General features: G+C 35.2%; 13 protein-coding genes and 1 pseudogene. 13 read left to right on the top strand and 1 reads right to left on the bottom strand.

Annotated features, from left to right (window positions below):
• Positions 1–52 precede the first annotated feature (52 nt).
• From noc to LC095_RS10815, 4 genes and pseudogenes are all read left to right on the top strand, one after another.
• On the top strand, positions 53–922 hold the full coding sequence (gene noc, locus LC095_RS10830) for a nucleoid occlusion protein (RefSeq protein ID WP_226528202.1): 870 nt from the start codon (positions 53–55) through the stop codon (positions 920–922).
• A gap of 393 nt (positions 923–1,315) precedes the next feature.
• Positions 1,316–2,077 (top strand): ParA family protein, encoded by a 762-nt coding sequence (locus LC095_RS10825; protein WP_026561627.1) that lies wholly within the window; start codon positions 1,316–1,318, stop codon positions 2,075–2,077.
• Positions 2,070–2,915 carry a ParB/RepB/Spo0J family partition protein gene (locus LC095_RS10820; RefSeq protein WP_226528201.1) on the top strand — a complete coding sequence of 282 codons (846 nt, stop codon included), beginning with the start codon at positions 2,070–2,072 and terminating at the stop codon, positions 2,913–2,915. Before LC095_RS10825 ends, LC095_RS10820 begins: the two co-directional genes overlap by 8 nt.
• A gap of 141 nt (positions 2,916–3,056) precedes the next feature.
• Positions 3,057–3,760 (top strand): annotated as a pseudogene (locus LC095_RS10815) (DUF554 domain-containing protein).
• An 80-nt stretch (positions 3,761–3,840) separates the two neighbouring features.
• Here LC095_RS10815 and yyaC read toward each other — a convergent pair.
• Positions 3,841–4,464 (bottom strand): spore protease YyaC, encoded by a 624-nt coding sequence (yyaC, locus tag LC095_RS10810; RefSeq protein WP_078432197.1) that lies wholly within the window; start codon positions 4,462–4,464, stop codon positions 3,841–3,843.
• Between the two features lie 97 nt (positions 4,465–4,561).
• Between yyaC and LC095_RS10805 the strand changes: the two genes are divergently transcribed.
• From LC095_RS10805 to LC095_RS10765, 9 genes are all read left to right on the top strand, one after another.
• Positions 4,562–5,581 (top strand): hypothetical protein, encoded by a 1,020-nt coding sequence (locus LC095_RS10805; protein ID WP_226528200.1) that lies wholly within the window; start codon positions 4,562–4,564, stop codon positions 5,579–5,581.
• Positions 5,582–5,803: 222 nt separating this feature from the next.
• Entirely contained in the window at positions 5,804–6,673 is an 870-nt protein-coding gene (locus LC095_RS10800; protein WP_226528199.1) for a mechanosensitive ion channel family protein, read from the top strand.
• A gap of 9 nt (positions 6,674–6,682) precedes the next feature.
• Positions 6,683–6,895 (top strand): DUF951 domain-containing protein, encoded by a 213-nt coding sequence (locus LC095_RS10795; RefSeq protein WP_156932009.1) that lies wholly within the window; start codon positions 6,683–6,685, stop codon positions 6,893–6,895.
• A gap of 16 nt (positions 6,896–6,911) precedes the next feature.
• Complete coding sequence (locus LC095_RS10790) at positions 6,912–8,918, top strand: molybdopterin-dependent oxidoreductase (RefSeq protein ID WP_226528198.1); 2,007 nt, start codon at positions 6,912–6,914, stop codon at positions 8,916–8,918.
• A 384-nt stretch (positions 8,919–9,302) separates the two neighbouring features.
• Entirely contained in the window at positions 9,303–10,403 is a 1,101-nt protein-coding gene (gene ychF, locus LC095_RS10785; RefSeq protein WP_078432193.1) for a redox-regulated ATPase YchF, read from the top strand.
• 117 nt (positions 10,404–10,520) lie between these two features.
• On the top strand, positions 10,521–10,808 hold the full coding sequence (gene rpsF, locus LC095_RS10780; protein WP_078433485.1) for a 30S ribosomal protein S6: 288 nt from the start codon (positions 10,521–10,523) through the stop codon (positions 10,806–10,808).
• A gap of 37 nt (positions 10,809–10,845) precedes the next feature.
• Positions 10,846–11,367, top strand: a complete 522-nt coding sequence (gene ssb / locus LC095_RS10775) for a single-stranded DNA-binding protein (protein WP_226528197.1) — start codon at positions 10,846–10,848, stop codon at positions 11,365–11,367.
• 37 nt (positions 11,368–11,404) lie between these two features.
• A complete protein-coding gene (rpsR, locus tag LC095_RS10770) occupies positions 11,405–11,644 on the top strand; it encodes a 30S ribosomal protein S18 (RefSeq protein WP_026561616.1) in 240 nt (79 codons plus the stop codon).
• A gap of 180 nt (positions 11,645–11,824) precedes the next feature.
• A complete protein-coding gene (locus LC095_RS10765; protein WP_226528196.1) occupies positions 11,825–12,760 on the top strand; it encodes a YybS family protein in 936 nt (311 codons plus the stop codon).
• The last annotated feature ends 37 nt before the right edge of the window (positions 12,761–12,797 follow it).

Raw genomic sequence — 12,797 nt, 5'->3', positions numbered from 1 at the left:
TGATAGAAAGATAGAATATTAAAAATGGTAGTTTTTAAAGGTGGTGTAGGTCATGAAGCATCCATTTTCTCGTTTTTTCGGTTTGGGAGAAAAAGAAGATATAGAACAAATCGTTGTTGAGGAAGTTGAACAGGAAAATACAGCGGAAGAAATAAAGGAAGAGGTTAAAAAGATTCAAATTAAAGATATTGTACCTAACCGCTTCCAGCCACGTACCGTTTTTTCAGATGAAAAGATTGAAGAGTTAGCTTTAACAATTCGTACACATGGAATTATTCAACCTATCGTCGTACGTGAAGTTGACGGTCAGTTTGAATTAATAGCAGGAGAAAGACGTTGGCGTGCTGTACAAACATTAGGTTGGGATGTTATTCCTGCAATTGTAAAGGATTTCAATGATACAGAAACAGCAAGTGTTGCTTTAATAGAGAATTTACAAAGAGAAGAATTATCTTCCATTGAAGAAGCTGTAGCTTACGCGAAGTTACTGGAATTACATAACCTTACTCAGGAAGCCTTGGCTCAAAGACTGGGGAAAGGACAGTCAACAATAGCGAATAAGCTACGATTATTAAAATTGCCGGAAGAAGTGCAAGACGCATTACTTAAGAAATTAATTACAGAGCGTCATGCCCGTGCACTTATTCCGTTGAAAAATCCTGAATTACAAAATACATTGTTAGAGGAAATTATTCAAAAACAGCTTAATGTAAAACAAACTGAAGATAGAGTAGTAAAGCTGCTTGAAAAAAATAATGTGAAGCCTAAACCAAGACGTAAGGCTTTTAGCAGAGACACAAGAATTGCTATGAATACAATTCGTCAATCCCTAACGATGGTAGCAGATAGCGGTGTGAAACTAAACACTGAAGAAGAAGAATTTGATGAGTATATCCAATTCACAATTAAGATTCCAAAATAATCTCATCACTTCTTAAAGCACTTGCAATTTTATGTTAAATCAATCATTTATTTAGCATGCATTTTGTTAGGTACTGACTACTGTCAGGCCTTTTTTCTTTGGCTGTCTTTAAGAGACTTTTGATCTAGTTAAAAATAGATTTCCTTTAAGGGAAAATACTAATTTAAATAAATAAGAAAAAATTCAATCCTTTCCTTCATTTTTCATGATAAAATAAAAAATGGTGAAAAGGTTCTTTTTGTACGATTAAAAGTATAAATTGATTACCTAGTTTTGGTGTCTGGCTCCTTCGGGGCTTATCTAGGCACCTTTCGCTTTTCTAATTTCCTACTCAATGTATTAGGTGTTTGTTAAAAGACAACAGATCTTATGTTTATGAAAGTAGGTGACATCGTGGGAAAAATCATTGCGGTTGCAAACCAAAAAGGTGGAGTTGGGAAAACAACAACATCGGTTAATTTGGGAGCTTGCTTAGCATACATCGGAAAAAGGGTACTTCTTGTCGATGTTGACCCACAAGGAAATGCAACAAGTGGAATTGGTATTGAAAAAGCCGATGTCGAACATTGCATTTATGATATTTTAGTAGATGACGTAGCAGCAAAGGATGTCATTAAGCCAACAGCTGTCGAAAATCTTGATATTATTCCTGCAACAATTCAATTAGCTGGAGCAGAAATTGAATTAGTTCCAACGATCTCAAGAGAAGTTAGACTTAAGCGGGCACTTGAAGCTGTAAAAGATAACTATGACTATATGGTTATAGACTGTCCTCCTTCATTGGGACTGTTAACAATAAATGCACTAACTGCTTCTGATGCAGTCTTAATACCTGTTCAATGTGAATATTATGCATTAGAAGGGTTGAGTCAGCTGTTAAATACAGTTCGTCTTGTTCAGAAGCATTTGAATACAGACTTAACAATTGAAGGAGTTTTATTAACAATGCTTGATGCCCGAACAAATTTAGGAATTCAAGTTATTGATGAAGTAAAAAAATATTTTCAAGATAAGGTTTATAAAACCATAATTCCAAGAAACATTCGCTTAAGTGAAGCACCAAGTCATGGTCAACCTATTATCATTTATGATCCAAGATCTAGAGGAGCAGAAGTTTATTTAGATTTGGCAAAGGAAGTGGTTGTGAATGGCTAGAGGCTTAGGTAAAGGAATTAATGCTTTATTTACAAATGTTGAAGTGGGGCAGGAAGAATCTGTTCAGGAAATAAAAATTAAAGAAATACGTCCAAATCCATATCAACCACGTAAAGTTTTTGAACAGGATGCCATTAATGAACTCAAGGAATCCATCCTGCAACATGGTGTTCTACAACCTATCATTGTTCGCAAAAGTATAAAAGGATTTGAAATAGTTGTTGGAGAACGTAGATATCGTGCTGCGAAAGAAGCGAAATTAACTGTTATTCCAGCTGTTGTCCGTAATCTTACAGAACAACAAATGATGGAATTAGCTTTATTAGAAAATCTACAACGTGAAGATCTCTCACCAATTGAAGAGGCTCAGGCATATCAAAAGCTAATGGAACAATTAAATGTAACGCAAGAGGCATTAGCGAAAAGATTAGGGAAAAGCCGTCCCCATATCGCTAACCATGTTAGACTTCTTACATTACCACAAAAGATTCAGCAATTAATTGCTGAAGGAAAACTCTCTATGGGGCATGGCCGTACATTATTGGGATTGAAAAATAAAGAGAAATTGAATGCACTTGTGGAAAAGGTAATGAAAGAGCAATTAAATGTTCGTCAATTAGAGCAGATCATCCAACAGCTAAATAATAGTGTTCCACGTGAAACAAAGAAGAAAAAACCGGAAAAAGATGTATTCATTAAAGAAAGAGAAACATTTCTACAGGAGTATTTTGGGACATCTGTTACAATAAGTAAGCAAAAGAAAAAGGGAAAGATTGAAATAGAGTTCTTTTCTCAGGAAGATTTAAATCGTATTCTAGAGTTGCTGGATCGGCAATAATAGTATATTGATATAATTATTGACAAGTGCTGACTAAAATAGTCAGTCTTTTTTTCATGTTTAATAATCATGATGAAAATATATTTTTATCGTCAAACTGCAGAAAACTATAATAAACATATAGAATGGAAGGTAATCTGGTTGGTTTTATTTGGAAGTTTTATAAACGCTTTAGGAATTATCCTTGGAACAATAATTGGTCTTTTACTTAGAAAAATACCTGACAAATGAAGCAAACAGTCATGACAGCTATTGGACTCTCTGTAGTTGTTTTAGGAATAGATATGGCTATGAAGAGTGACGACTTCTTCTTTATTATCGTAAGTTTAGTTATAGGAACAGTTATAGGCGAATGGTTGAAACTAGAAAACCATCTTCACGGTTTAGGAAATATGCTGGAAAAGAAGATTGGCAAATCCCCTACAGGAAATATCGCCCAAGGGTTTGTAACGGCAACGTTAATCTTTGTTGTGGGGGCGATGGCTATAATAGGTGCACTAGATAGTGGATTACGACAGGATCATTCTGTACTCCTGACAAAATCAATGATCGATGGTTTTACAAGTATGGTGTTAGCAAGTACCCTTGGGATAGGAGTTTTATTTTCAGCTATTCCAGTCTTCCTTTATCAAGGCGGAATAGCCTTATTTGCAAATGTAATTCATCAATTTTTGTCAGACTCTCTATTAGATCGTCTAATTTCAGAACTAACAGCTACAGGTGGGGTGCTTATTATAGCAATAGGCATTAATATATTAGGACTAAAGCAAATAAGAGTGGCAAACTTGTTACCAAGTATTGTTATTATTACTAGTATCGTTCTCGTACAATATAACTTTTCATAAGATAGGATCCAAACACTGCATACTTTTGCAGTGTTTTTTCATATAGACATTAAGTTGAATTTCATTTATCAGAAAAAGAGTTAGTTAATTGCAGTATCTTGATTCGCCATCCAATTTCTTCTGACTGTAATACGCTTCTCTAGATAGACCTTCTCAGCTTCTATAATTCCTATAGAGATAATATCGGCCATGCTCATGACTAAATGTAAACGTGTATTCTGTAAAACAAGGAATTCCATATATCCGCTAATGTTCACGATACCGGTAATATGCATATCACCAACTTCAGGTAATTCTTTATTTACACCAGCACCAGGCTTTATCGAGCCTTTTGCAACTTCCATATATCCCACACTTTTAAATCTTCCTAAACAAGCATCAATTGCGATAATGAAGGGATTGCGGTGTTTCTCTTTTATATATTGAATTGTTTCCTCTAGATTCACAGCATGAACCGGATCTTTTAATGTTCCATAGACATGGAAATGACTCAACTCTTTTTTTATGGAAGTGCCTATTAAAGGACCTAAACAATCTCCGGTGGAGCGGTCTGTTCCAATACAAATAATAACGATAGGCTTATAGAATAGTTTTGGCAAATGCTCTATAAGCATATTTGTTAAAAGTGATGTAGCTCTTTCATCTTCATAATGGATGCGATCTTGATTCTTACCTGACTGAAAAAGACCTGATTTTAGATTCATAGAATTCACTCCCATGTCATAGTAGTAACAGTATACGGAGAAATGTTCGATTCTATACATGTTCGTTTTAAATAGGACAACCATATGAGGTGAGAAAATGAGATCAGGTATTAAATGGATGTTTCTAATCTTGGGAACAATCATTGGTGCAGGCTATGCATCGGGAAGGGAATTATGGGAGTTTTTTGGCTTTGAAAGTGGACTGGCAATTGTCATTTTTACCGTTATTTTTATCATTGCTGTCTACGTAATTATGAAAATTAGTTATGAAGAAAAATCCAGCCATTTCTTTCCGATTTTAGAAAGGTTGATAGGTAAAAAGCTTTCTTATGTGTACGATGTGCTCATCGTATTGTATTTGTTTACAACAACGATTGTTATGATTGCTGGAGGAGGGGCCACACTTGAAGCCTTTTCAATTCCTTATTGGGTTGGAATTGCTGTTTTCGCCATATTACTCATTCTTCTATTTGTTGGAAGCGCAAATGGAATTATTAAGCTGAATGCTATTGTGATTCCATTGCTTGTTTTTGGGCTCTTTTATTCATTATTATCATTTAATATTTCCCATCATCATTCATGGGTCCTTGATTTAAATAAACAATACAATTGGCCTGCAGCCTTTACCTTTACGGCTCTGAATATTTTACCTCTTATTGCTGTATTATCTGCAGTTGGAAAAGAAATGAAGGGATTGAAGGAAGCGAAGATTGCGAGCATAGGAAGCGGGGTTGTTTTAGGAGCCATTTCCTTTGTTTATAATGAAACATTAGTGCAAATGTCTGACTATCTGGCAGAATATGAAATACCTCTTTTTGCTATCTTAAAAGGATCACCTTTTGCATTTTTCCTCTTTATGTCCATTATGCTATGGCTAGCAATCTATACAACTGCTGTTTCAGGTATATTTGGACTTGCTTCACGTCTAAGGGACCTAATGAAAATGCCCTTTTGGATTATGGCGGCCATTTTAGTTATCATTATGCTTCCATTTACTCGGTTTGGTTTTGCAAATCTGGTGGCCATTTTATATCCTTTATATGGTTTGATCAATTTGTATTTGCTTGTAACGATTTTGCTTTATCCGATTTTAAATCGATATCGTACACGTGAATAGGTAAAATAGGTTTTTCATGATAGACTATGTCTGAAATTACTTTCATAATTTCCCCCTTTTTATTAAATAAAGACAAGAGCTTACGACATAATTCCTATCTCTACATACGAATATATATAATTACGAAATTTAGCAATTTTTCGTACGAAATTACGTAGGATATGGAGTATAATTGGCTATGAAAATGGCTATTTAAGTTTAATACTATAAAGGGTGATTTAATTGAAGTTACTAGAAAATTTGTGGAATCAAATGGTAGATTATATAACAAATATAGAGTTATGGATAACATTAGGACAAGGTTTTTTGAAAATTTGTTTGATATTCATTATTGCTTCTGTTTTTATTCGAATTGGAAAAATGGCAATAAGTAAGATCTTTTTATTTCGCGGAAAATCACCACTTCGAATATCAGCAAGAAGAGAAAATACGCTAGCAAAGCTACTTGAAAATATTCTCACTTATGTTGTGTACTTTATTGCCATTATCATGATTTTAGAAACAGTAGGTATTAAAATAGGGCCTCTACTAGCCGGTGCAGGAATTTTAGGTTTAGCAGTGGGCTTTGGTGCACAAAATTTAGTCCGAGATATTATAACTGGATTTTTTATTATTTTTGAAGATCAATTTTCAGTAGGAGATTTCATTCGTGTATCTTCCTTTGAGGGAACGGTTGAAGAAATAGGGTTACGTACAACAAAAATAAAGAGTTGGACAGGTGAAGTGCATATCTTGCCTAATGGTAACATAACTGAAGTAACAAATTTCTCTATTCATAACAGCGTTGCTTTTGTTGATATTAGTATTGCCTATGAAAGTGATATTTCCGAAGCGGAACGTGTGATTCAGGAATTATTGTTGGAAATACAAGATAAGTATGAAGATATTGTTAGTCCCCCTGAATTATTAGGTGTTCAAAATCTAGGTGCTTCTGAAGTGATTCTTCGTGTAACATGTGAAGTTGAACCAATGAAACATTTTCATATTTCAAGAATGCTTAGAAAAGATATTAAGACAAGATTAGATGAAAGAGGTATTGAGATTCCTTATCCTCGTATCGTTATGTATAACAGAAAAGAAGAAGTAAGTTAAGGAGGAGGCATTAAATTGGATAAAGAATTTGGTTTAAATGATATTGTTGAAATGAAAAAACAGCATCCTTGTGGAACAAATGAGTGGAAAATTATTAGAATGGGAATGGATGTACGGATTAAATGCCAAGGCTGTGATCATAGTGTACTCATTCCTCGCAGAGAGTTTTCTAGAAAATTAAAAAAAGTATTGGTTCGAAATGAGGAAGCAAACGAATTGTAAGTGGGGATGAGCAAATATGAAACAAGTATTTAAGTCATCATGTCCTTTAAATTGCTGGGATAGCTGTGGTTTTGAAGTAACAGTGGAGAACGGAAAAGTAGTGAAGGTTGAAGGGGATAAAGATCATCCAATTACTCAAGGTAAGATTTGTGGAAGAGGACGGATGCTCGAAACGAAGACAAATTCAACTAAGAGATTAACTGTTCCTTTAAAAAAGGTAGATGGCAATTTTAAAGAAATTTCCTGGAAGCAGGCTCTTGATGAGATTGCTAAAAAAATGAGCGATATTAAGGAATTATATGGACCTACTGCAGTTTTGCATAGTCATGATTATGCAAATAATGGACTATTAAAAAATACTGATAAAAGATTCTTTAATTGCTTTGGAGGAGCAACTCATTTAGTCGGTAGTATTTGCTGGGGATCTGGTATTGAAGCTCAAACTTGGGACTTCGGTAGCTCGGATAGCCATGCTCCGGATGATATTCTCCATAGCCAACATATTGTTATTTGGGGAAGAAATGTATCAAGAACAAATATGCATTTGTTTCAAAAGCTCCAAGAAGCAAAAAAACAGGGAGCAACAATTACTGTTATAGATCCCATTTATAATGCAACAGCAAAAATTTCTGATCAATATATTTCGATTAAACCAGGTATGGACGGGCTAGTAGCAATAGGTATTATGAAAGTACTTATCCGGGAAAATAAGGAAGATACACATTTTATTGAAAACTATACTGTAGGATACAACGACTTACTTGAGTTGTTAAATCAATTCACGATCGATGAAATTTGTTCAAAGGCAGAGATTACTTTATCAGAAATTGATTATTTAGCTTCCATCTATGCAAAAGGGCCAACCTCAACATTCCTGGGACTTGGGATGCAGCGTTATGCAAATGGTGGAAATACAATCCGTTTAATTGATGCATTAGTTGCCATAAGCGGGAATGTTGGAGTTCGAGGTGGTGGAGCCAATTTCGGCAATATTCAGGTTGGGAAGAGCTTTAGTATGAATGCTCTTGCTTTAAATGATAAAAAAACGGAATCCAGAACTTTTACAATGATGGAACAGGCTGATGGAATATTAAAATCAATTGATCCAACTATCCAAATGATTATTGTGACATGTGGAAATCCGATTGCCCAAGTTCCTGACTCAACTAAAATTATTAAAGCATTTCAGTCAGTTGAAACAGTTGTAGTGATTGATCATTTTTTAACAGATACAGCTGAAATGGCTGATTATGTTTTACCTGCCACAACCGTTTTTGAAGAAGAAGACATTTATTATGCATCTATGTATCATCATTATGTAAATTATGGAGAAAAACTGGTAGAACCTCCAGGTGAGGCAAAGTCTGATTTATGGATTTGGACACAGCTGGCTGAGCGATTAGGTTTTGGTAAGGAATTTTCTTATACAAGAGATGAGTTTCTGAAAATGGCGATGATGGGGCTTGAGTCAGAGGGAATTACGCTTGAAAAGCTTAAAGAGGAAAAAAGACTGCCATTACCTGTTAATCATACACCATGGAATGATATGAAATTTTCAACACCGAGCGGGAAATTTGAGTTTACGTCAGAGTTAGGGTCTATAAAAGGATTTGCAGGTAAACCGCAATATCTATTCCCGGTTGAATCAGAACATACAAACCCTGCACTAGCAGAGAAATATCCTTATCAGTTATTATCCATTCATCCATTACGCTCAAATCATTCACAGCATTATGTGTTAATAGAAGCTATGCAATCAGTAAAAATTGAAGTATCAGAGGATATTGCGAATGAAAAGCAGTTAGCTGAAGGAGACAAGGTGAGAATTCATAATAGCCGTGGAGAATTAAACGGTTCAGTCAAAATTATGAAAAAAGCACATCCTAGAACAATAAATGTTGATGAAGGATTATGGCATAAGTTCGGTGGTTCAGTTAACCTTCTTACACCTGAACGTGTATCAGATAATGGACAAGGAAGTACTTTATATGATTGTTTAGTGGGGTTGGAGAAGATAGAATAACTTTTTGGCAAGAGCTTTTAAAAGCTCTTTTTTTAGTGGTCTTTTCGTTAGCATTTTGTGAAAATGGTTGTTTTTATTAAGTGACAAATTTAAAAGAACGTTGATTGGGATGGAAGGCGTGAGACTCCTGCGGGAGAGCGTGTTGATGGAACCCCACAAGTGCAAAGCACTGAGGAGGCTTCAGAGACCGCCCACGGAAAGCGAGTACCTGTAACGGAAATCAACCAATGTTTTAATGACACCTAATTCAAAAGTAAACAATGCCTACTTTAAATATCTTATTTCATCAGTAAGCTTGTATTTTACGGCTTTACTATCTATAATTGTTGAAGATTGATTGAAAACGGACAAATTTCTTTGTTTTATGATAGAGGAGTGGGAAAAATGGCATTAACAGCTGGGATTGTAGGTCTACCTAACGTAGGAAAATCTACATTATTTAACGCAATTACACAAGCTGGAGCAGAATCAGCAAACTATCCATTCTGTACAATAGATCCAAATGTAGGAATTGTAGAAGTTCCTGATGAACGTTTACAAAAACTAACAGAACTTGTAAAGCCGAAAAAAACAATTCCAACTGCATTTGAATTTACTGATATTGCAGGAATTGTTAAAGGTGCAAGTAAAGGTGAAGGCTTAGGAAATAAATTCCTTTCACATATTCGACAAGTAGATGCGATTTGTCATGTTGTGCGATGCTTTGCAGATGACAATATTACACATGTATCAGGTAAGGTAGATCCAATTTCGGATATTGAAACAATCAATTTAGAATTGATTTTAGCTGACCTAGAAACAGTTGATAAGCGTATTGATCGAGTTGCTAAATTGGCGAAGCAAAAGGAAAAAACAGCTGTATTTGAACATGAAATTTTGGTGAAGCTGAAAGAAGCATTTGAAAGTGAAAAGCCTGCACGTGCAGTTGAATTTAATGAAGAACAACTTAAATATGTGAAGCAATTGCATCTTTTAACAATTAAACCAATTCTTTATGTGGCAAATGTTAGTGAAGAGGAAGTAGCAGATCCTTCAAACAATGAATATGTCAAACAAGTACGTGAATTTGCTGCTGCTGAAAATGCAGAAGTAATCGTTGTGTGTGCAAAAATCGAATCAGAAATTGTTGAGCTTGAGGGCGAAGAAAAAGAAATGTTCTTAGAGGAACTTGGTATAGAGGAATCCGGTTTAGACCAATTGATTAAAGCTTCTTATCAGCTTCTTGGACTAGCTACTTATTTTACTGCAGGTGAACAAGAGGTTCGTGCTTGGACATTTAAAAAAGGAATGAAAGCTCCTCAGTGTGCAGGTATCATTCATACTGATTTTGAGAGAGGGTTCATTCGTGCTGAAACAGTTTCTTATGAGGATTTACTAGCAGCCAAAACAATGGGAGCAGCACGTGAAGCAGGAAAGGTTCGTTTGGAAGGAAAAGAATATATTGTTCAAGATGGAGATGTTATTCACTTCCGTTTCAATGTTTAATTTGCTAACTTGCGTGTTTCGGACCTTTTTGTTATAATACCTAATTGTGAGTAATTTATTTATTTAATTGCTCCTTGCCCAATTGTGGGCCGTTTAGACCAAAAGGAGGTGTAAGAGATGAGAAAGTACGAAGTTATGTACATCATCCGCCCAAACATTGAAGATGAAGCTAAGAAAGCTTTAGTAGAGCGTTTCAACAACGTTTTATCTGAGAATGGTGCGGAAGTAGCAGAAGCGAAAGAGTGGGGCAAACGTCGCCTAGCATACGAAATCAATGATTTCCGTGATGGTTACTATATGCTTCTTCAAGTAAACTCTGAAGCTGCAGCTGTTCAAGAATTCGATCGTTTAGCGAAAATCAGCGAAGATATCATTCGCCATATCGTTATTAAAAAAGAAGACTAATCGTAATAGATAAGATATACAAAAAAGGATGGTTCTGATGTTGAATCGAGTAGTATTAGTCGGAAGACTAACAAAAGATCCAGATCTGCGTTACACACCAAGCGGAGTAGCTGTTGCTACCTTCACACTAGCAGTAAACCGTACGTTTACAAATCAACAAGGTGAAAGAGAAGCAGATTTTCTTAACTGTGTTATTTGGCGAAAGCAGGCTGAAAATGTTGCGAATTTCCTTAAAAAAGGAAGCTTAGCAGGTGTTGACGGTCGTTTGCAATCCCGTAGTTATGAAGATCAAACTGGAAAACGTGTTTATGTAACAGAAGTTGTTGCAGAAAGTGTCCAATTCCTTGAGCCTAGAGGAGCAAGTGGTGGAGGGAATAACAACAATAACTTCAACAATAATAATAACTTTGGTGGGTACCAAGGTGGTAATTCTGGCAATCAAAACCCATTCGGTTCAGATCAAAATCAGCGTAATCAAGGTCGTACAAGCTTTGATGACGATCCATTTGCAAATGATGGAAAACCTATTGATATATCTGACGATGACTTACCGTTTTAATAGATAAACATTTAAAATAGAAGGGAGGAAATTGATCATGGCAGGCGGACGTAAAGGTGGACGTGCAAAACGTCGTAAAGTGTGTTTCTTCACATCTAACGGAATCACACACATCGATTATAAAGATGTAGATTTACTTAAAAAGTTCGTATCTGAGCGTGGTAAAATCTTACCTCGTCGTGTAACAGGTACTAGCGCTAAATACCAACGCAAATTGACTGTAGCAATCAAACGTGCTCGTCAAATGGCTTTATTACCATATGTTGCTGGTGAATAATGAATGAAAAGCACAGAGATGGATTTATTCCTATCTGTGCTTTTTTCGTCATTAAACACCGCATTTTTAAAGAAATTTTAGGGTAAGATTTAGTAAAGACATGATACATAGTAAAAGTTTATTCAGATAGTTGATCAAGGCGCTTGCGCTTTTCTTATATGATTTTAAAGAGGTGTCATCGTGAAAAAGGCTCATGTTTTAACAGAAGGAGCTGTATTATTAGCACTTTATTTAGTTCTTATGCTTATTGCAAGATACGTCCCTATTATTGGGACGATTGTTCTGTTTGTTTTGCCATTGCCTTTTATCATTTTTACACTCAGGCATGGTATTCGACTTACGTTTCTGCTTATTTTTGCAGGAAGTATTCTTTCGATTTTGTTTGGCTCTATATTTAGCGTAATAACAGCTGTTACTTTTGGTTTAAGTGGTGTAATAATGGGCTATTTCTATAAGCGTAAGCAAACACTTGGGGTACTGGTTGGGGGAAGCTTAGCTTATACATTTAGCATAATTGTTGCCTATATCGGTGCCAAGCTATTGATGAATATTGATTTTATCCAGGATTCAATTAGTCTCCTTGAACAATCCATTCAACAATCAAAAAATATTTTGGGTTCATTTACGGCTGAAGACCAAATGAGTGCACAGTTTGCTCAATTAGAAGAAGGATTAGAACTAATGGTTCATTTAGTTCCTACAATGTTTGTGACAATTGGAATGATTTCAGCTGTTATTACTCATTTGCTTGCTATGCCAATATTAAAGAGATTGAGGTTTGATCTTGCTCCATTAAAACCTTTTCGCGATTGGAAACTACCGCAAAGTATTGTATGGTATTATTTAATTGTTTCCATTTTGTTAATGGTGTATCAAGATACAGAAACCTTTCTATTTACTGCTGTAATCAACCTATATTTTATCTTGCAATTTTTTGTTCTTATGCAAGGATTCTCATTTACCTTTTATTATTCTTATATAAAGGGATGGTCAAAGGCTGTGCCAATTTCAATTTTGATCGGCTCATTTCTTATTCCAATACTTCTTTATCTTATAAGAATCTTAGGTATAATTGATTTAGGCTTTCCTCTCCGTAATAAATTATCAAAAAAATAGGTTTGTATTCACTGTTGCGAGGAGTTGATGAAAACAG

Origin of the sequence: Metabacillus niabensis (assembly GCF_020524345.1) — a bacterium.
Classification (GTDB): domain Bacteria; phylum Bacillota; class Bacilli; order Bacillales; family Bacillaceae; genus Metabacillus; species Metabacillus niabensis_B.
The sequence above is the reverse complement of the archived record's forward strand: the minus strand, read 5'-3'. Positions and strand labels throughout refer to the sequence as shown.